At 70.2% G+C, this 18,611-nt stretch carries 17 protein-coding genes and 1 pseudogene; 9 read left to right on the forward strand and 9 right to left on the reverse strand.

What is annotated here, in order from left to right; translation table 11 throughout:
• Positions 1–21 precede the first annotated feature (21 nt).
• Positions 22–624, forward strand: a complete 603-nt coding sequence (locus ACFY3D_RS22920; RefSeq protein ID WP_389982168.1) for a TetR/AcrR family transcriptional regulator — start codon at positions 22–24, stop codon at positions 622–624.
• 302 nt (positions 625–926) lie between these two features.
• Positions 927–1,529, forward strand: coding sequence for a histidine phosphatase family protein (locus tag ACFY3D_RS22925; RefSeq protein WP_389982171.1), 603 nt, complete (start codon positions 927–929; stop codon positions 1,527–1,529).
• A gap of 86 nt (positions 1,530–1,615) precedes the next feature.
• Here the strand turns inward: ACFY3D_RS22925 and ACFY3D_RS22930 are convergent, their stop codons facing one another.
• Both ACFY3D_RS22930 and ACFY3D_RS22935 read right to left on the reverse strand, forming a co-directional pair.
• Positions 1,616–2,554 carry a CPBP family intramembrane glutamic endopeptidase gene (locus ACFY3D_RS22930; RefSeq protein ID WP_389982174.1) on the reverse strand — a complete coding sequence of 313 codons (939 nt, stop codon included), beginning with the start codon at positions 2,552–2,554 and terminating at the stop codon, positions 1,616–1,618.
• A gap of 362 nt (positions 2,555–2,916) precedes the next feature.
• Complete coding sequence (locus ACFY3D_RS22935; protein ID WP_389982177.1) at positions 2,917–3,804, reverse strand: SMP-30/gluconolactonase/LRE family protein; 888 nt, start codon at positions 3,802–3,804, stop codon at positions 2,917–2,919.
• Positions 3,805–3,838: 34 nt separating this feature from the next.
• Between ACFY3D_RS22935 and ACFY3D_RS22940 the strand changes: the two genes are divergently transcribed.
• Entirely contained in the window at positions 3,839–4,288 is a 450-nt protein-coding gene (locus ACFY3D_RS22940; RefSeq protein ID WP_389982180.1) for an Lrp/AsnC family transcriptional regulator, read from the forward strand.
• A 22-nt stretch (positions 4,289–4,310) separates the two neighbouring features.
• Here ACFY3D_RS22940 and ACFY3D_RS22945 read toward each other — a convergent pair whose 3' ends face one another.
• Complete coding sequence (locus ACFY3D_RS22945; RefSeq protein WP_389982183.1) at positions 4,311–5,378, reverse strand: Glu/Leu/Phe/Val dehydrogenase dimerization domain-containing protein; 1,068 nt, start codon at positions 5,376–5,378, stop codon at positions 4,311–4,313.
• A 109-nt stretch (positions 5,379–5,487) separates the two neighbouring features.
• Between ACFY3D_RS22945 and ACFY3D_RS22950 the strand changes: the two genes are divergently transcribed.
• Positions 5,488–5,967, forward strand: coding sequence for an Lrp/AsnC family transcriptional regulator (locus tag ACFY3D_RS22950; RefSeq protein ID WP_350947239.1), 480 nt, complete (start codon positions 5,488–5,490; stop codon positions 5,965–5,967).
• A gap of 20 nt (positions 5,968–5,987) precedes the next feature.
• Here the strand turns inward: ACFY3D_RS22950 and ACFY3D_RS22955 are convergent, their stop codons facing one another.
• Positions 5,988–6,644 carry a response regulator gene (locus ACFY3D_RS22955; protein ID WP_389982187.1) on the reverse strand — a complete coding sequence of 219 codons (657 nt, stop codon included), beginning with the start codon at positions 6,642–6,644 and terminating at the stop codon, positions 5,988–5,990.
• Positions 6,641–7,801 (reverse strand): sensor histidine kinase, encoded by a 1,161-nt coding sequence (locus ACFY3D_RS22960; protein WP_389982190.1) that lies wholly within the window; start codon positions 7,799–7,801, stop codon positions 6,641–6,643. The genes ACFY3D_RS22955 and ACFY3D_RS22960 overlap by 4 nt, the downstream gene beginning before the upstream one ends.
• Positions 7,802–7,932: 131 nt before the next feature.
• Between ACFY3D_RS22960 and ACFY3D_RS22965 the strand changes: the two genes are divergently transcribed.
• Both ACFY3D_RS22965 and ACFY3D_RS22970 read left to right on the forward strand, forming a co-directional pair.
• Positions 7,933–8,421, forward strand: coding sequence for a hypothetical protein (locus tag ACFY3D_RS22965; protein WP_362515588.1), 489 nt, complete (start codon positions 7,933–7,935; stop codon positions 8,419–8,421).
• 298 nt (positions 8,422–8,719) lie between these two features.
• Positions 8,720–9,544, forward strand: coding sequence for an NAD(P)H-binding protein (locus ACFY3D_RS22970; RefSeq protein ID WP_389982516.1), 825 nt, complete (start codon positions 8,720–8,722; stop codon positions 9,542–9,544).
• A gap of 40 nt (positions 9,545–9,584) precedes the next feature.
• Here ACFY3D_RS22970 and ACFY3D_RS22975 read toward each other — a convergent pair.
• Positions 9,585–10,583 (reverse strand): annotated as a pseudogene (locus ACFY3D_RS22975) (RNA polymerase sigma factor); the annotation flags it as partial.
• Between the two features lie 367 nt (positions 10,584–10,950).
• Positions 10,951–11,460 carry a hypothetical protein gene (locus ACFY3D_RS22980; RefSeq protein ID WP_389982193.1) on the reverse strand — a complete coding sequence of 170 codons (510 nt, stop codon included), beginning with the start codon at positions 11,458–11,460 and terminating at the stop codon, positions 10,951–10,953.
• Positions 11,461–11,615: 155 nt separating this feature from the next.
• Between ACFY3D_RS22980 and ACFY3D_RS22985 the strand changes: the two genes are divergently transcribed.
• Together ACFY3D_RS22985 and ACFY3D_RS22990 are read left to right on the forward strand one after the other, a co-directional pair.
• Positions 11,616–12,875 carry a sensor histidine kinase gene (locus ACFY3D_RS22985; RefSeq protein ID WP_389982196.1) on the forward strand — a complete coding sequence of 420 codons (1,260 nt, stop codon included), beginning with the start codon at positions 11,616–11,618 and terminating at the stop codon, positions 12,873–12,875.
• Positions 12,866–13,519 carry a response regulator transcription factor gene (locus tag ACFY3D_RS22990; RefSeq protein WP_362515582.1) on the forward strand — a complete coding sequence of 218 codons (654 nt, stop codon included), beginning with the start codon at positions 12,866–12,868 and terminating at the stop codon, positions 13,517–13,519. Before ACFY3D_RS22985 ends, ACFY3D_RS22990 begins: the two co-directional genes overlap by 10 nt.
• Here ACFY3D_RS22990 and ACFY3D_RS22995 read toward each other — a convergent pair.
• Positions 13,495–15,102: a serine hydrolase domain-containing protein gene (locus ACFY3D_RS22995; RefSeq protein ID WP_389982200.1), complete on the reverse strand. Its 1,608-nt coding sequence runs from the start codon at positions 15,100–15,102 to the stop codon at positions 13,495–13,497. The genes ACFY3D_RS22990 and ACFY3D_RS22995 overlap by 25 nt on opposite strands.
• 429 nt (positions 15,103–15,531) lie before the next feature.
• On the opposite strand from ACFY3D_RS22995, the gene ACFY3D_RS23000 reads away from it, so the two are divergent.
• Positions 15,532–17,370, forward strand: a complete 1,839-nt coding sequence (locus ACFY3D_RS23000; protein WP_389982203.1) for a discoidin domain-containing protein — start codon at positions 15,532–15,534, stop codon at positions 17,368–17,370.
• A 216-nt stretch (positions 17,371–17,586) separates the two neighbouring features.
• Here ACFY3D_RS23000 and ACFY3D_RS23005 read toward each other — a convergent pair whose 3' ends face one another.
• Complete coding sequence (locus ACFY3D_RS23005) at positions 17,587–18,447, reverse strand: aldo/keto reductase (protein WP_389982206.1); 861 nt, start codon at positions 18,445–18,447, stop codon at positions 17,587–17,589.
• Positions 18,448–18,611: the final 164 nt, after the last annotated feature.

Here is an 18,611-nt window from a genome sequence, read left to right on the forward strand (position 1 = left end):
CAAGAGAGGGAGGGGCACGCTGTGCCGACCGGGGTGCACATCCGCGACGCGCGCAGGCACCTGTTCGACGCCGCCGAGCGCGTCCTGCTCAGGGACGGGCCGAACGCGCTGACCAGCCGCGCGGTCACCACAGAGGCGGACGTCGCCAAGGGGGTCCTGCACCGGCACTTCGCCGACTTCGACGACTTCCTCGCCGAACTCGTGCGAGAGCGCATCGCCGGAATCGGCGACCAGGCCGCCGCCCTACGCGACTCCGCGGGGACCGGCACCGTGGCCGCCAACCTCACCGGCGCGCTGAGGGAACTGTTCGACCCGGTCACCGTGTCGATCGTCGGCCTCGTCGTCTTCCGCGACGAACTGCGCGCCCGGCTGCGCCAGGCCGGGCCGCCCCACGGAGTCCCGGTCATGACGGAGGCCGTGGCCATGATCGCCTCCTATCTCACCGACGAGTGCGAGCTGGGCCGCATCGCGGTCGACGCGGACGTCGAATCGCTCGCGATCTCACTGGTCGGGGCCGGGCACCTGATGTTCGCCGGGCGGGCGGGCGCCCCGCCCGAGGAGGGAGAGGTCGGCAAGGTCGTGACCACGGTCATCGCCGACGTCGTGCAGAGACGGCTGTTGTGAACCGCCCGGCGTCGGGCGCTCGACGCGGGACGCCGGGTGCGGGTGGGTTCCCGTGAGGGGTCCCGGGCTCGAAGACGGTCCATGAGCTTGGACGCTCCGCCACGACGCGGCGGTGGTTCCACCCGGCCTCCGGCGTCCCGTTCGGCCGTACGGGCGCGGCGCCGGATATGGAAGTGTCCGGAAACGGACGCCCGGAAGGTCTCTCGCCGGTCCTTGCCCGGATGATTTCGTGGTGTGTGAAGTCGTGATCGGTTGGTCCGTCGCCGACGGTGTGGCGGACGGGAGATCTTGGAGGTCTCGCGATGGCGGTGGAGCTCGTCTACGAGACGCACTCGATCAGCACCGACAACGAGGCGGGAATCGCCACCGGCTGGCTTCCCGGCGCGCTCTCGCCGCGCGGTCGTGAATTCGCCCGTGAACTCGGGGAACGCCGTCGTGATGACGCGATCTCGGTCGTGTTCGTCTCCGATCTGGGGCGCGCCGTCGAGACCGCCGAGATCGCCCTCGGTGGCTCCGACATCCCGATCCATCAAGACGCGCGGCTCCGCGAGTGCGATTACGGCGAACTCAACGGCATGCCGGTCATCCGGCTCGCCGACGAGCGGTCACGTCACATCGACATCCCGTGGCCGGGTGGGCAGAGCTACCGCCAGGTAGTGGAGCAGACCCGTGACTTCCTCGGTGACCTCGCGGCCGCCTGGGACGGTCATCGTGTCCTGGTGATCTCCCACTCCGCCAACAGATGGGCGCTGGACCACCTCCTCGACGGCCGCGAGCTGGAGGAGCTGATGGACGCGCCGTTCAGCTGGCGAGAGGGATGGGAGTACGTGGTGCCGACCGCTTTCCACGCGGACGACAGGGTGTCGGCGCCCGAAGGCGGGCGATCGGGGGACGTGCCGTTCTGACACAGTGCGAAGATCGGCGGGGTCGGGGCTCAAAGGGGAAGCGGGGGAAACCAGGCCCACGGGGAGTCACGGGAAGTCGCGGGGAGTCACGGGGAGACGGTCTCGATCCTCCGCCTCTTCGTCATGGCCAGGACCACGATCGCGTAGAGGCCGAGCTGTACGACCGTTCCCGCCAGGGTCTGCCAGGGCACCGACCCCTGTTTCAGCGCCTCCGGCAGGCTGCCGTCGGCTCCGCTGACCCCGAAGGCCAGCACGTTGTTGACCACGTGCAGGGCGATGGCGGCCTCCAGACCGCCGGTCCGCACCGCGAGCCAGCCCATCAGCGCACCGAAGGCGAAAACGTCGATGATGCCCCAGTCGACGTAGGCGTGCACCGCGGTGAAGGCGGCGGTGCTCAGCAGGATGCCCGGCCACGGATTGGAGAGGAAGGCGCCGAACGCCTGGATCAGCCATCCCCGGAAGACGTACTCCTCGGCGGCGGCTTGAAAGGGCACCAGGAGCAGGGTGACGATCAGAACGGGTAGGAAGCGCTCCCAGCCGACCCAGCCGAACAAGTCGCCGAGCTCCTCCCCGGTGGCGACGTAGGTGACGGCGACGGCGGCCTGGCCCAGCACTACGACGCCGATCGCCACCGCCGTGCACCGTGCCATCCACCGCCATCGCAGGCGGCCGGTGACCGAGGAGAGGGTGCCGGGCGGGCGCCGCTGGATCCACGCCACCACGCCGTACACGATCGGCAGGACGACCGCGATCGAGAGCAGGTTGATCCCCAGGTCGAGCACCGGATCGGTGAAGATCTGCTCCTCGGATCCGCCCATCTCGGCGCCCACGATCACGCCGAGCGTCGCACCGCCGAGGATGACGGCGAGTCCGGCCAGCATGAGGCCCGCGAGTCCCGCGACCGTGCCCAGCACCGGTCGCCACCAGGCGTGCAGGCGGGTGCGCGCCAGCAGGTCGTAGCGGCTGCCGGGCGGCGCCGGCACCATCCAGGGCTCGTGTCTCGGCGGGGGCGGGAAGTGGTCCACGGGCGGAACGTACGCGCCCGATGGCGGACCGTACGCGCCGGACGGGTCGGGGACACCGGGCCGATGAGGCGGCGGGCCGGAAGGCTGGAGGGGCGTCGCCTCGGACCCGGGGTCCTGGGGGACGTGCATCGAATACCTCCGGGGTGGACACTCCGGCCTTCGGGCCGGAAGGAAACGCGGCGCAGCGCCACCGGTCTGGATGCGCGTCGATCCATTTCGATGGGTTTACGGAGTTTACGAGGTCGGAGGGCGCGACGCGCCCCGTCGAACTCGATGTTCTCCCCGTGTTCCCGGTGACTCCGCCAGGTTTCCCGGCGCATCGGTCGCATTCGCGAGCCGATCGCCGTCCCGCTTTCGGAAGGTCACGCTCCGCGGACGTTGGTCATGATCGCGTAGACGGAGGTGGAGGCCGTCATGAACAGCCAGTTGCGCTTGAGGCCGCCGAAGACCAGGTTGGAGGTCTTCTCGGGAAGCCTGAGCTTGCCGATCAAGGTGCCGTCCGGGGCGAAGCAGTGCACTCCCTCGTGCGTCGCCGCCCAGATCCGGCCGGCGGTGTCGAGCCTGATCCCGTCGAGACCGCCCGCCGAGCATTCCGCGAGAACCCTGCCGTTCTCCAGGGCGGCGCCCCGCACCTCGAAGACCCGCAGATGCCCGCGCTGGGTGTCGGCGACGTAGAGGAGGGACTCGTCCGTCGAGAAGGCGAGGCCGTTGGGGCGGGCGAAGTCGTCGGCCACCGCCGTGATCTCTCCGGTGGCGGGGTCGAGACGGTAGACCTGATCGTTGCCGATCTCGCTCTCCGCCTGGTGGCCCTCGTAGTCGCTGGCGATGCCGTACCTGGGGTCGGTGAACCACACGGAGTCATCCGACCTGACCACCACGTCGTTGGGACTGTTGAGGCGCTTGCCCTGCCAGCGGTCGGCGATGACGGTGATGGAACCGTCGTGCTCGGTGCGGGTCACTCGCCGGGCGCCGTGCTCGCAGGAGATCAGCCGGCCCTGCCGGTCGAGGGTGTGACCGTTGGTGTAGCCCGCGGGAGCGCGGAAGGGACCCACGTTTCCCGTCATCTCGTCCCAGCGGAGAATCCTGTCGTTGGGGATGTCGCTCCACAGCAGATAGCGGCCCGCCGGGACGTAGGTGGGGCCTTCGGCCCACCGGCAACCGTGGTGGATCCGCTCGACCCGCTTGTCGCCCCCGACATCGGCGAACCGCTCGTCGAGCACCTCGAACTCCGCGGCAATGGATTCCGTCATGTAATCCTCCTTGATCGCAGAATATGATACGGCGATGGACAGGATTGACAAGATGTTGATCGGCATCCTTCAGGACGACGCCGGTCGGTCCTACGCCGCGCTCGGGGCCGCGGTGGGGTTGTCGAGCGGCGCCGCGCACGAACGGGTGCGCAAGCTGCGCGAACGAGGGCTGATCCGGCGGACGACCATCGAGGTCGATCCCGTCGCCGCGGGCAGAGGTGTGCTGTCCTTCGTGCTCGTGGAGGGGCAGGCGTGGATGGGCGCGTCGGGCGAGGCACTGCTCGCGATTCCCGAGATCGAGGAGGCGCACGTCATCGCGGGACCGGCGTCACTGCTGGTCAAGGTGCGCACCGCGAGCACCAGGGAACTGCAGGAGGTGCTGCGCAGGCTTTTCGAGATCGAGGGTGTGACCGGGACGCGAACCATCATGGTGCTGGAGAGCTTCTTCGAACGTGGCCTGCATCTCCCTTACCAGGATGCGTGAATGCCTCGTGACCTGGTCCACCTCAATCGAAGCCGGGCTCGGAACGGCGCGAGGCGGCGGCCGCGCGCAGGCGGAGCCGGGTCAGTTCGGAAGCGGCCCGCGCGGGGGTGGTGCCGGTGCGCTCCGAGGTGGCGAGCAGGGCGGTGACGGTGTCCTCGATGTTCTGGACGCGGGCGAGCGCCTCGTCGGCGGTTCCACGGTCGAGTTCGACGGTGAGCGCGCGGATCACCCCGCCTGCGCTGACGACGTAGTCGGGCACCCAGATGATGTCGCGGCGGTGCAGCAGGTCGGCGACGGCCGGGGTGGTGAGCTGGTTGTTCGCGGGCCCCGCGATGGCGGCGCACCGCAGGCCGGGCACGATCTCCTCGGTGAGGACGCCGCCGAGGGCCGCGGGCACCAGGATGTCGACGTCCGCGGTGACGACCTGCGCGGGCTCGCCCCAGGTGGCGCCGACCTCGTCGGCGAGTGCCCGCTTGCCGGGGTCGATGTCGCCGACCAGGAGTTCGGCTCCCTCGGCGGCGAGCAGGCGGACGATCTTCTCGCCCACGTTGCCCAGGCCGATCACGGCCAGACGACGACCGGTGAGGCTCGGGGTGCCGTGGAGCCGCCTGCCGACGGCGCGCAGCGCGGCGAGCGTCCCGGCCGCGGTGTGCGGAGAGGAGTCGCCGCTGCCGGCCTGTCGCGCGGGTCTGCAGAAGACGTGGGGGGTGCGCTCGCCGATGACCGCCATGTCGGCCGGGACGGTCCCGACGTCCGGGCCGGTGGCGTACCGGCCGTCCAGGGAGGTGATGACGTCCGCGACGTCGTACAGCACGTGACGGCGGCGGACCGGATCGAGTTCGACCCCGTCGGGGACGGCGACGACGGTCTTGCCGCCACCGTTGGCCAGTCCGGCCACCGCGCACTTGGCGGTCATGCCGGCCGACAGGCGCAACGCGTCGGAGAGACCGTCCCGCCAGTCGGGGTAGTGCCAGATCCGGCACCCGCCGACCGCCTGGCCGAGCGCCGTCGAATGGACGGCGACGATGACGGGCAGGCCGGAGCGCGGCCCCGTGTGAACCGCGACCTGCTCATGGTCGAACCCTGGCATGTGACGATCCCTTCATGTGATCGGTGTCCGGGTCCAAGAATCGGATATCCGGTCGCCGCTCAGGGTTCCGATCGAACGTATGGCTGGAACGACCGGCAAAATACCGGTCATGGACGAACTTGATTCGGAGATCATCCGGCTTCTCCAAACGGATGCGCGGCAGTCCAATCGCGAGCTGGCCCGCAAACTCGGGATCGCGCCCTCGACCTGCCTGGAACGCGTGAGGGGGCTCACTCGCCGCGGGGTCATCCGCGGCTATCACGCCGACATCGACCCCGCGGCCCTGAACCGCGGCGTCCAGGCTCTCGTCTCCGTGCAGGTACGCCCGCTCAGCCGCACCGTCATCGACACCTTCAAGGACTCGGCGAGCGCCCTGCCCGAGGTGCTCAGCGTCTTCGTGCTGGCCGGTGGCGACGACTTCCTTCTCCACGTGGCGGTCCAGGACCTCGACCACCTGCACGCCTTCCTGCTGGACCGGCTCAGCAAGCGCCGCGAGATCGCGGGTTTCCGCACTTCGGTGATCTTCCAGCAGGTGCACGACACCGCCCCGGCGAGGCTCCCCGACGTGACGTCCACACCCGCGAACTGAGCGCGAGGTCTCGCCTGCCGCTACTCGCCGGTGCCGAGGCCCGAGCGGTGAGCGATGACGGCGAGTGCCGTGCGGTCCCGTGCGTCGAGTTTGGTCAGGATCCGGCTGACGTAGGTGCGTACGGTGGCCGGGCTGATGAAGAGGGCCGCGGCGATCCTGTCATTGGTCTCGGCGTACCCGATCCGGGTCAGGACGGCGAGTTCCCTTTCGGTGAGGGTGGCGAGCCGGGGGTCGGGCACGGGTGGTCTCGGGGCCCGGGCGAGGCGTTCCATGACGCGCCGGGCGATCGCGGGGGAGAGCACGTTCCCCCCTTCGGCGGCCGTGCGCACCGCCTTGCGGAGGTCCTCCGACGGAGTGTCCTTGAGGAGGTAACCGGCGGCGCCGAGCGTGACGGCCTCGACGATGTCCTCCTCGTCGTCGAAGGTGGTGAGGATCAGCACCCGTGAGCCGTCCAGGGAGCCGTCGGCGCGGATGGCCGCGGTCGCCTCGAGCCCGTTCATACCGGGCATGCGGATGTCCATGAGCACGACGTCCGGGCGGAGCTCCCGGACGAGGGAGAGCGCCGCGCGTCCGCCGGACGCCTCTCCGGCGACGGTGATGTCCGGATCGTTTTCGAGGAGTGCTCGCAGGCCCGCGCGTACGAGTTCCTGATCGTCGGCGATGACCACCCTGATCATGATGTCTGCTCCAGTGGAAGGACGGCTCGGACGGTGAAACCCGTGGACTCGCGTCCGGCCGTCAGGGTGCCTCCGAGCGTCTCCGCGCGCTCGCGCATCCCGGCGATGCCGTGCCCCGCTCCGCTGTCGGGGCCCTGCCCGGGGCCGTCGTCGGTCACGGACAGGCGCAGGACCGCTCCGTCGTCGAGCGCGACGACGCGGGCGCGGGTGCCGCGGGAGTGCTTGACGATGTTGGTGACCGCCTCCTGGACGATTCTGAACGCGCAGGCGTCGACCGTCGCGGGAAGCTCGGTGGTGACGCGCATCTCGAGGTCGAGGTCGATCCCCGCCGCGGCAGCCGTCTCACGTAGTGAGCCCACGCTCGACAGAGAGAGGACCGACCTCGGATTCTCGCCGGGGGTGCGGAGGAGGGCGACGGTCCTGCGCAGCTCGCTCATCGTGCGCGTGCTGGTGGACTTGATCAGATCCAGAGCCGCCCGGGTCCGTGCCTCGTCGTGGCCGAGCGACTCGCGGGCGACATCGGCGTGCAGGGAGATGACGGAGGTCGTGTGACCGATCGAGTCGTGCAGCTCTCGCGCTATGGCGAGGCGTTCGGCGTGAAGTCGGGCGTCGGCCTCCTGCCGGTAGCGCTGGGCGGTGAGTTCGGCGATCCGCCTCGCCCCCGCCTGCACGGTCCTTCTCGACCTCAGGCCGTCTCCCAGGGCGATCGCCGCGGCCATGAGCAGGACGTGCCCGGCCAGCTCGTAGCCGACGACGAACGAGAAGTCCTCACCCTCGATGAGGCGGAAGAACAGCGAGACCGCGATCACGACGGTGGCGGTGACGACGGCGTGGACGAGCCGGCCGAACTCGGCCGCCGAGAACAGCGCCGCGGCGACGGGAACGGCCACTCCCACGGCCGGGTGACCGGCGGCGTAGTAGGCGAACAAACCTAGGGCGGTGACGGCGAGCACGGCCGTCGGGTGGCGTCGCCGGACGAGCATCAGCGCCCCCAGGCCCACGGCCCACAGATGGGCGATCGGGTCCGGGCTCTGCCGTCCTCCCTGGCCGGCGGAGATGACGATCGACAGCACGAGGGTGACACCCACGCCGATCAGGGCGTCGACCGCCCAGGGCGGGAGTCTTCTTCGTGCCTGAACACGCCGTTCTTCGACCACGCAGCCACCCTACGGCGCCGTCGTGGCGCTCCACAGTCCACGTGAGGCGACACGGAAAGTCGCCTTCCGACGTACGGGTTCGAGATCGGACACGGATGTGCCACGCCCCTCGCGCTTTCTAGTTTGAGGCCATGACCTCTCACAACACCTCGCCGCGTGGGCCGCTCGCCCGAAGGCGCCCGGCGCTCGGGCTGCCCCTGATCGCCGTGATCGGCCTCGCTCTTCTCGCCGCGCCCCGGGTCGTGCTTCACGACCTGGACATCATCCACGAGGGCACCTTCGTGAACGCCCTGTTCGTCTTCGTGCCGCCGATCGTCTGGATCGCGGTCGTCCTCTGGAAACGAGTACCCAACCCCTTCCTCACCCTCCTCGTCGTGGGCCTGTTCTACGGCGTCTTCCTGGCCGTGGGACATCAGGTGCTCTGGGAGGCCGCCTTCGGCGACAACCCGCCCGTACTCGGTGGAAACCTGGGCGACGTCGACCCGGCGGTACAGTCCCTCATCCTGCGCCTCTTCGCCGCGGTGAGCAGTGTCTTCACCGGGGTGATCGTCGGAGCGATCACCGGCCTCGTCGCCTGGGGGCTCGGCAAGGTCGTTCCCTCGGGTGCCCGGGAAGCCTGAAGGACGCGCCACGGCGGGAGACGGCGGCTCCCTTCGCGGGCGCGGGGGGCCCGCTCCCGAGACGGCGTGTCCGTTCGGTCCGGCGATCCTTCGTGCCGCGGGGCTCGTCGTGGCGGGAATTAAATCCGAGGCGGCCGGTGCGCCTTCACCGGTACGCTCCCCGGGCATCTCCCGGCCGTCGACGGGGCGTCGACGGGGCCGTCCGCGCGGAACCGGTGCGGAGTCCGGGAGGGCTTGCGGGAAACCCGTGGAAAGGCCGCGGGGAAGCCGCGAAAGAGGAGAGGAAACGCCGTTGACCATGATTGCTGTGACCGGTGTCACGGGAAATCTCGGAAGGCTCGTCATCGAGGACCTGCTCGCCAGGGTCCCCGCCCGCGACCTCGTCGCGCTCGCCCGTACCCCGAAGAAGGCGGAGGATCTGCTCGGCGGCGGTGTCGAGGTGCGGCACTGTGATCATGACGACGCCGCGTCCGTCGACGCCGCGCTCGCCGGGATCGAGGTGCTGCTCCTGGTGTCCGGGCCGGACATGACGCCCGGAGTCCGCGTGCGGCAGCACCGCACCGTCGTCGAGGCCGCCGTCCGGGCGGGGGTGCGCCGCGTCGTCTACACCAGCGCCGTGGGCGCGGAGGACGGCCGGGGCCCCGTCGCCGACCACACGGCGACGGAGAGGGCGCTCCGCGAGGCGGGTCCGGCCTACACCGTGCTGCGCAACGCCCTCTACTCCGAGGCGTTCCTGGGCGCCGCGCTGGCCCAGGCGGGGAAAGAGGGTGAGATCACCTCCTCCACCGGTGGCCGGCCGCTCAACACCGCGAGGTTGCGTGACCTGGCGCTGGCCGCGAGTGCCGCCCTCACCGGTTCCGGGCACGAGAACGAGACCTACGAGTTGCTCGGTCCGCTGTGGACCTATCCGGAGCTCGCCGAGGTTCTCACCCGTGTTCTGGGCAGGCCGATCGAGCATCGGGAGATCACCGACGCGGAGGCCGGTTGGCTGGGGGGTGTGTTCCCCGCGGTGCGCGCCGGTGCCCTCGCCACGACCGGCTCCGACCTCGCGCGCCTGCTGGGGCGGCCGCCGTCGGGCCTGGAGGAGACGGTCACCGCCCTCGTCGCCCGTACGGCCGGCTGAGCGTCACCGGCCTGTGCGGACGCGGGCCGGCCGGGGGCGCTCAGGTCAGATAGTCGCGCAGGGCCCGCGAGCGCGAGGGGTGGCGCAGCTTCGTCATGGTCTTGGACTCGATCTGCCGGATGCGCTCGCGGGTCACCCCGTAGGCGCGTCCGATCTCCTCAAGGGTCTTGGGCCGCCCGTCACCGAGCCCGAACCGCATCGCCACCACCCCGGCCTCACGCTCCGACAGCGCGTCCAGGATGGTGTGCAACTGCTCCTGCAGCAGCGCGGAGGCCACCGCGTCCTCGGGGGTGATCGCCTCGGAGTCCTCGATGAGGTCGCCGAACTCGCTGTCGCCCTCGGTGCCCAGCGGGCTGTGCAGGGAGATCGGCTCCCGCCCGTATCCCTGGACCTCGACGACCCGCTCCGGGGTCATCTCCAGCTCCACGGCCAGCTCCTCAGGGGTGGGCTCGCGGCCCAGGTCGGTCGTCATCTGCCGGTGCACCCGCGCCAGCTTGTTGATCACTTCGACCATGTGAACGGGGATGCGGATGGTGCGGGCCTGGTCGGCGAGCGCCCGGGTGATCGCCTGCTTGATCCACCAGGTGGCGTACGTGGAGAACTTGAATCCCTTGGTGTAGTCGAACTTCTCCACGGCGCGGATCAGCCCCAGGTTGCCCTCCTGGATCAGGTCCAGGAACAGCATGCCCCGGCCGGTGTGGCGCTTGGCCAGCGACACCACCAGGCGCAGGTTGGCCTCCAGCAGGTGGTTCTTGGCCCGGTGGCCGTCTTCGGCGAGCCATTCGAGCTCCGCGCGCACGTCGGGCTGGAGCCGGGCGCCGTCGTTGAGCCGCTCGGTGGCGAACAGCCCCGCCTCGATGCGCCGGGCGAGCTCGACCTCCTGCTCGGCGTTGAGCAGGGAGATCCTGCCGATCTGCTTGAGATAGTCCTTGACGGGGTCGGTGCTGGCTCCGACGCTCGCTTCCAGGGCTGCGGGCGCCTCGTCGTCGTCGGTCAGAACGAGCTCTTCTTCGGCCTCGACAACCTCAACGGTGCCTTCCACGGTAGCGGCTTCCATGGCGTTCACACCTTCCCCAGGTCTGGTCGGATACAACAACCTGTGCAGTTCAAGGTACGTCCCGCGAGGGTGTGCTGCGTCGCCTGGCTCGCCGTCGCGTCCTTCGCCGGGAGCTGATCGGCTCCGCCGTCCACAGGCGCTCATGAGGGGCACGGCCGTCCCGTTCCACCTCCGAACGGGCGCAGGGCCGCCTTTCCCCATGGGGAAAGGCGGCCCTGCGGTTGTGGCCGGCGACGCTGCGGGTGTTGCCGTGGTGATGGACGTACGGGTGGGGGAGCGGAGACCTGAGCCCGCCGTATCCGACCGAGTCCGCGAGGACGGGACAAGGGGCGGACAGGATCGGGTCGGATCAGGACGGGAAGTCGTTCGGGTTGACGCCGGTCGTCCTGGCGTTGCCACCCCTGACCGGGTTGAGGGTGAGGGTCCAGATGGTCGAGCTGGTCGTGGTCGTGGTGAACCTCAGCCGGTCGGTGAAGCGCTGGTAGGAGGGGGACTGGGCGAACCTGCCCCGGGAGGTGTTGAACCGGTGGCCGGAGGTGAAGAAGATGGTGTAGTTGCCGTCCCGCACACCGGAGGCGGTGGCGGTGGACCGGGCGCGGACGTAGACGCTGATCGCCTTGGACCTGCCGCGGACCAGCGTGACGACGGCGTCCCTGCTGGTGCCGTTCTTCACCTTCAGCTTGCCCCGGCCGCCGCTGATGCGGTTGTAGAGGATCTTGCCGTTACCGGGTCGCGCGGCGGCCTCGGTGGAGGAGACGGCGACGGTCTCCTGGGCCGAGGCGGTGGCGGGGGCGGCGAGGGCGCCGGTCAGCAGGACGGACGCGAGGATCGCTCCCGCGAGGGGACGTAGACGAATCATTGCGCAAATATGACCAATCCTCAGTGGCCGGTCAACGCGAATTCGTGCCTGTGGGGTTTTTGGGCTGTTTTATGCAGGTATTCAATCCTGTGATGATCACCCGCGTGGTGTTCGGGCTCCGAAGGGCTCAAAGGAAGGTCAATACAATTCGTCTGATGTCGACGACGCCGATGACGAACACCACGCCGCGGCCGCTGCCTCGTCCCGCCCGAGCGAGGACACCGGCCACGAGGGCGGCCCGGCGCGTCACCGGTCTGGCCGCAGGGGCCGTGACGGGCCTCGCCGAGCTGGGCTTCCTGTGCGTCGCGGCCGTTCTGTTCGTGATCCTGGCCGCGTGGTCCGGGGGCCGACGCGCCGCCCGGCGGTTCGCGGAGGTGGGGATGGCACGGCTGGTCGCGTGGGAGCGCGCCCGGCTGGCGGCGTGGTTCGGATACGACACCGGTGGGGTGCCGGTCGGGAGCGGCGTCGGCTACCTCGCGCTACGGGCGACGTTCGGCACGTTCGCGAGTTATCTGACCTTCGCTGGCCTCTTCGTCGGCCTGCTCTTCCTGTACGGCGGTGTCGGGGAACTCCTCTCCGGCACGTCGTCCCCGGTCTCGCTGCGATACCCCGGCGTGCGTCTGACGGTCGACAGCGGGCCGCTGGGCACCGTCTACGGGTTGGTCCTGCTGGGGCTGTCCGCGCTGTGGGGCGCCGCGACGGTGACAGCGGAGCGGCGGTTGGCCGCGTACTGCGCCGGCCCTGGGGAGCGGGAGGCGATGCGCCGCCGCATCGAGGAACTGACTGTCACCCGTAGCGGCGTCGTGCGGGCCGTCGACGACGAGCGCCGCCGCATCGAGCGCGACCTGCACGACGGCGTCCAGCAGAGGGGCGTGGCCCTGGGAATGCTGCTGGGCAGGGCGCGGCACGGCGCCGACCCGGCCGCGGTCACCGCCCTCGTGGACCAGGCGTACGCGGAATCGCGCCGCCTCCTGGACGAACTGCGCGACGTGGCCTGGAGTGTTTACCCGGCCGCTCTGGACGAGCTGGGCCTGCGCGCGGCCCTGGCCGGGGTGGCGGAACGAGCGGGCGTGCCGGTGACCGTCCGCTACGGCCTCGCGGAACGCCCGGTCTCCGAGATCGAGACGGCCGTCTACTTCGTGGCCCGCGAGGCCATCGCCAACGCCGCGAAGCACGCGGGCGCCCAAGGCGTCCTGGTGGTTCTGAGCGAGGACGAGCACACGGTGACCGTGGAGATCACCGACGACGGCAGGGGCGGGGCCGATCCCGCGGGTGGCGGGCTGTCCGGGCTGGAGCGGCGGGTTCTGGCGCTGGACGGCGCCTTGGAGGTGGACAGCCCTTCGGGTGGCCCGACCAGGATCACGGCGACCCTGCCCCGCGATGGGGCCGAACGCCAGGAGCGGTCATGCGCCTGATCCTCGCCGATGATTCCGTACTGTTCCGCGAGGGCCTGATCCGCCTCCTGGAGGAGGCGGGGCACGTGGTGGTGGCGGCGGTCGGCGACTCGGCGGGGCTGCTCGGTGCCGTGGACGAGCACCGCCCCGACGTGGCGATCGTGGACGTGCGCATGCCGCCGGGACAGGCGGGCGAAGGGCTGCGGGCCTCACTGACGATCCGGGAGCGGTGGCCGGACGTCGGCGTGCTCGTGCTGTCGCAGTACGTCGAGACGGCCTACGCCGCCCGGCTGCTCGCCGGAACCCCGGAAGGGCTGGGATATCTGCTCAAGGACCGGGTGACCGAGGTGGGCGAGTTCCTGGAGTCCCTGGAGCGGGTCCGCGCGGGCGGGGCGGTCTTCGATCCGGAGGTGGTCAGGCGGCTGCTCGTCCGCACCACCCGGGCCGACCCGCTGAGCAGGCTCACCCGGCGGGAGACCCAGGTGCTGGAGCAACTGGCCCAGGGCCTTGTCAACGGCGCGATCGCCGAGCGTCTGCACGTGTCCCAGAGCGCGGTGGAGAAGCACATCAACGCGATCTTCGACAAGCTCGGGCTGTCGCGAACCCCCGGCTACAGCCGGCGCGTCCTGGCGATCCTGCGCTATCTGGAAGGTCTGGACGGCTGAGCGGCGCTGTGATCGCCTTCCCCGGAGCCGGGCGAGGGCGTGCGGCGTGTCCGCACCAGATGGCCGATCCGTACGAGGACCAGGATCGCGCACGCCCCGGTGGCGAGAACGAGCCAGATCATGAAGGACGGGTAGAGATAGGTCACCTGCATCCAGGTGATGTCCTTTCCCCTGGCCAGCACTCCGAAGACATCGGTGATCGTGAGGCACGGCACCCCCGGCGCCGCGTACGGCAGCAGCCGCATCGCCGCGCGCCACACCGGGCGGCCGCCGTACCGGCCGGCCCACCGGCGGGAACAGGCCAGCCCGCGTCCCGCCATGAGAAGCGTCGCGACGGCGGCCAGCGCCATGGCGAGATCGATGACGAGGAAGGGGGAGACCGAGGGGGGCGCCTCGGGCTCCTCTCCCTCGGCCATGGCGACCAGCGCGTCCGCGACGGCGTCGCTGTCGCCGTACGCCGTCCCGGTGTTGGACATGACCACGATGCCGTACCCCGACCGGGGCAGGAGCGTCTGCTGGGCCGTCGCGGTGAGCAGGTCGCCGCCGTGTCCGACGACCGGTGAGCCCTTCGCGGTCGTGCCGAGCGACCAGCCCAGGGCGTAGGAGTCGTTGATCCTGGACGGGGTGCGCATCTCCGCGACGCTCGCGGCGGAGACGACACGCACGCCGCCGGGACCTGTTCCCTCGCCACTCTGCGTGATCATCCACCGGGCCATGTCCCTCGCGCTGCTGATCACCCCGCCGGAGCCGTTGCCAAACCCCGAGGGCTCGGCAACGGCGAGCGTGGCGCCCAGCAGGTGAAGATGGCCCCGCGCGCTCGCGGGGAGGTCGCGTTCGGTGTCGATCGTGGTGCTGTTCCGCATGCCGAGCGGGCCGAACACGTGCTGTCGCAGGTAACCGGCGAAGGTCGTGCCGCTCACGACCTCGACCAGCCGAGCGGCGACCTGGGCGTTGGTGTTGTGATAGCTCCACCGGGTTCCGGGGGCGGCGGCCAGCCTCGCGTCTCTCAACCGCGCGACGGCCTCGCGGAGCGAGCGGGGCTGGGGCAGGCTTCTTTCCGGAAAGGCCTCGTCGGCCATGCCCGAGGTCTGGTCCAGCAGCTGGCGGACGGTGATGCGCGCCGCCCGAGGATCGGCCATCACGAACTCGGGGAGCCGGACGCGTACCGGCTCGTCGAGCCTGACCACTCCCTTCTCCACCAGCTGCATGACGGCCAGGGAGGTGAAGGACTTGCTGAGTGACGCGATCGCCATGGGGGTGTCCGCCGTGACGGGATCACCGGAGGCGGTACGGCCGTAACCGGCGACGTGGACGACCTCGTCCCCCTTGGTGACGGCGACCGCGACCCCCGGCAGGCCGGTCGCCTCCCGGTAGGCGTTCACGAAACGGTCGACGGACGCGGGACCGATCTGCTCGGCCTCGCGGGTTTTCCGGTTCTCTCCGGTCTCCCCGGTGGCGCTCGTACCCGCGAAGGTCGTCACCGCCGTCAGGAGGAGCACCGCGAGCGTGACGGCGCGGGCCGTCGGGAGGCTGTTCACGAGGCGTCGGGGAAGCGGGCCATTGATGATCTTAAATTCGGGCACCGGTCGACGCTACGTACGTCGCCTCGTCCGGACCACTGGGAGATCCCTCCGAGTTCACCTGCAAAAAACCACAGGTTCCCCACACCGGGGCAGTGGTTCTGTGCTCTCCCCGCTCCTTTCGGCTGTCTTCTGGCGGCGATTCGGGAAAGTGAAACATCGGACCGTTCCAGGGGCAGTGTTTCGTGCCACCCCCTCCCGTCGCTCTCTAACGGTCGTCACATCACATAAAGCCATCCTGCGGGCATATTTTTGCGAAAAGAAGTAGAAACATTGCAGGCACCTGTCTGTCATCCTATGGTGTTCGCAGCGCCGCTCGCCGATCCCCGTCGGTGACGGCGGCAGTCTCTCCGCCCCCCACCGGCTGGATCGCGGCGACCGCATGTCCCGTCGACCGCGGCGATCCGGCCCCGCGTGACGAAGGGTCAGCCGATGAAGACATCCGATCAATCTGTCAGCCGCTTACGCCATACCGGGCGACGCGCCCAGATCGTCCTCGCGCTCCTGCTGGTCACCCTGTGCTGGGCCGGAGCCCAGACACCGCTCCCGGCACGGGGTGCGGCCGTGCCCGAGCAGTCCTCCAACGTCCATCTCTTCTACTACTCCTGGTACGGCAACCCCCAGACGAGCGGGGAGTGGCGGCACTGGCAGCAGGGCGGACGCACCCCGCCCAACGACGTGGGCGCCGACCTGTACCCCAGCCTGGGCGCCTACGACTCCGGCGACTACGCGGGCGCCGTCACCAGGCACATGCAGTGGATCAAGCAGGCCGGGGTCGGCGTCATCGTCTACAGCTGGTGGGGCCGCGACAGCTTCGAGGACAGGCTCACCCGGGGCGTGATGGACGCCGCCGCGCGGTACGGCGTCAAGGTCGCCTGGCACCTGGAGCCGTACGAGGGGCGCACGGCGGCCTCCACCGTCGAGGACATCCGCTACATCAACACCCGCTACGGCTCCCACCCGGCCTTCTACCGTGACGCCGAGCACGGCGATCGGGCGGCGTTCTACGTCTTCGAGAGCCTGAGGATCACCGACTGGGCCGCGCTCGGCCAGGTCACCGCGGGCAACATCGTGCTCGCCCAGACCACCGACACGTCGAAGATCGCGCACTTCTCCGGTATGTACACCTACGACGGGATCGCCGGTGCCACCGCGCCCGGTTGGGCCAACGCGAGCGCGTACGCCAAGCGGAACAACCTCATCTGGGCGCCCTCGGTGGCTCCCGGCTACATCGACGACCGCGCGGTGCCGGGCAACACCACCCCGACCCTGGGCCGCGCCAACGGTGCCACCTACGACCTGGAGTGGTCCAACGCCCTCGACCCGGCCAAGGGCGGCCTGCCGACCTGGGTCTCCATCACCTCGTTCAACGAGTGGCACGAGGGCAGCTCCATCGAGCCCGCGGACTCCACCCCGCCCGCCGGGTTCGGCTACCAGACCTTCGACGGCGCCTACGGCAGGACGGGGACCGCGGCGGAGACCGCCTACCTGGACCGGACGAAGTACTGGGCGACGGAGTTCGAGACCCGCAGGACCGGCGGCACGCGAGACACCCAGCCCCCGACCGCGCCGGGTGCCGCGCGCGCCGTCCCGGCCTCCGGCACGAGCATCACGGTGGGCTGGACCGCGGCCACCGACAACGTCGGGGTGACCGGCTACGACGTCTACCGCGAGGCGGGAGCCACCGACGTCAAGGTGGGCAGCACCGCGGGAACGTCGTTCACCGTCACCGGTCTCACGCCGTCGACCTCCTACAGCTTCTACGTGGTCGCCAGGGACGCCGCGCAGAACACCTCGCCGCCCTCCGGCACGGTGACCGCGACGACCGGGCCCCCACCCGGGTGCTCTCCCGGTACCGGCGACCTGGCCAGGAACAAGGTGGTCAGTGCGAGCAGCGTCACCCAGAACTACGTGGCGGCCAACGCGGTCGACGGCGACGCGAACACCTACTGGGAGAGCGCCAACCACACCTTCCCCCAGTCGATCACCGTTGACCTCTGCGCCCAGGTCTCCGTCGGGCGCCTGGTGCTGAGGTTGCCGCCGTCCGCGGCCTGGGGTACGCGCACCCAGACACTGTCGGTGCAGGCCTCGTCCGGCGGCGACTTCGAGACGGTGGTGCCGTCGCGGGGCCACGTCTTCGACCCGGCCACCGGCAACACCGTGACCATCACCTTCCCGGCGACGGCGAAGAGGTACGTGCGGCTGAACATCACGGGGAACACCGGCTGGCCCGCCGGGCAGCTCTCCGCCTTCGAGGTCTATTCCTCCTAGCGGCCCGCCGTGCGCGTTCGGTGATCGAGAGAGCGTGAGGCCGGTCGGGACGACGGTTCGTCTCGACCGGCCTCACGGATACGAGCGGATACGAGCGGATGAGCGTATGCCGGACGTGCCCGGCAGGAGCGGCACCGCAGGCACGGGCCCACCGGACGGGCAGCATCGGGAGCGGCACCACCTCGGGTGCCGCTCCCGATGCCCGAGCGTGTCTCGTCAGGCCGCGTCGAGGCGGGCCAGTTCCTCGGCGGACAGTTTCACGTCGGCCGCGCCGACCGAGTCGCGGATGGTCTCCGGACGAGAGGAACCCGGGATCGGGATCACCACCGGCGCCTTGGCGAGCATCCACGCCAGGCACACCCGCTGCGGGCTCACCCCGTGCGCCCGCGCGACGTCCGCGAACACGGCGAACCGCGAGCCCAGCTCGCCGGCCTGCGAGATCCCGCCCAGCGGGCTCCACGGCAGGAACGCGATGCCCAGCTCCGCGCACAGCTCCAGCTCGGGCTCACTGGAGCGGAACGACGGCGAGAACTGGTTCTGCACGCTCACCAGCCGCCCGCCGAGGATCTCGTTGGCGAGCCGGATCTGGTCCGGGTCGGCGTTCGAGACGCCCGCGAAGCGGATCTTGCCCGCGTCCAGCAGGTCGCGGATCGCCCCGACCGACTCCGCGTACGGAACCTTCGGGTCGGGGCGGTGGAACTGGTAGAGCCCGATGGCCTCGACGCCGAGACGCGCGAGCGACGCGTCGCAGGCCTTCTTCAGGTGGTCGGGCGAGCCGTCCAGGGTCCACGAGCCGTCACCGGGGCGCGCATGGCCGCCCTTGGTGGCGATCAGCACGTCGGAGGTGTCGCCCCCGTAACCGGCGACCGCGCGGGCGATCAGGGACTCGTTGTGGCCGACCTCGTCCGCGCCCAGGTGATAGGCGTCCGCGGTGTCGATCAGCGTCACACCCGCCTCCAGCGCGGCGTGGATCGTCGCGATCGAACGCTGCTCGTCGGGGCGCCCTTCGATCGACATCGGCATTCCGCCGAGACCGATCTCACTGACCTGGACATCGCCGATGCGGCGTGTCTGCATGGGAGCTCCTTCTTGGGAATCAGTTGGTACCTCTCCACCCTGCCCCGATCAAGCCATCCGATGAGAGTTACCGACGGTGAGGTGATGGCGAGGTGGTGAGAAAAAGGAATGGACGGGATGACGCTCGGGCTTGTAACTTACGGCTGACCGTGACACCACCTGAG

Source organism: Streptosporangium sp. NPDC000509, assembly GCF_042898365.1.
Lineage (GTDB): Bacteria > Actinomycetota > Actinomycetes > Streptosporangiales > Streptosporangiaceae > Streptosporangium.

Excerpts from the sequence above, each read along its gene's own strand:
- ACFY3D_RS23000 (WP_389982203.1), top strand. The coding sequence starts at position 15,532 with ATGAAGACATCCGATCAATCTGTCAGCCGCTTACGCCATACCGGGCGA.
- ACFY3D_RS22935 (WP_389982177.1), bottom strand. The coding sequence starts at position 3,804 with ATGACGGAATCCATTGCCGCGGAGTTCGAGGTGCTCGACGAGCGGTTC.
- ACFY3D_RS22990 (WP_362515582.1), top strand. The coding sequence starts at position 12,866 with ATGCGCCTGATCCTCGCCGATGATTCCGTACTGTTCCGCGAGGGCCTG.
- ACFY3D_RS22980 (WP_389982193.1), bottom strand. The coding sequence starts at position 11,460 with ATGATTCGTCTACGTCCCCTCGCGGGAGCGATCCTCGCGTCCGTCCTG.
- ACFY3D_RS22945 (WP_389982183.1), bottom strand. The coding sequence starts at position 5,378 with ATGCCAGGGTTCGACCATGAGCAGGTCGCGGTTCACACGGGGCCGCGC.
- ACFY3D_RS22940 (WP_389982180.1), top strand. The coding sequence starts at position 3,839 with ATGGACAGGATTGACAAGATGTTGATCGGCATCCTTCAGGACGACGCC.
- ACFY3D_RS22970 (WP_389982516.1), top strand. The coding sequence starts at position 8,720 with ATGATTGCTGTGACCGGTGTCACGGGAAATCTCGGAAGGCTCGTCATC.
- ACFY3D_RS22925 (WP_389982171.1), top strand. The coding sequence starts at position 927 with ATGGCGGTGGAGCTCGTCTACGAGACGCACTCGATCAGCACCGACAAC.
- ACFY3D_RS22955 (WP_389982187.1), bottom strand. The coding sequence starts at position 6,644 with ATGATCAGGGTGGTCATCGCCGACGATCAGGAACTCGTACGCGCGGGC.
- ACFY3D_RS23005 (WP_389982206.1), bottom strand. The coding sequence starts at position 18,447 with ATGCAGACACGCCGCATCGGCGATGTCCAGGTCAGTGAGATCGGTCTC.
- ACFY3D_RS22965 (WP_362515588.1), top strand. The coding sequence starts at position 7,933 with ATGACCTCTCACAACACCTCGCCGCGTGGGCCGCTCGCCCGAAGGCGC.
- ACFY3D_RS22985 (WP_389982196.1), top strand. The coding sequence starts at position 11,616 with ATGTCGACGACGCCGATGACGAACACCACGCCGCGGCCGCTGCCTCGT.
- ACFY3D_RS22950 (WP_350947239.1), top strand. The coding sequence starts at position 5,488 with ATGGACGAACTTGATTCGGAGATCATCCGGCTTCTCCAAACGGATGCG.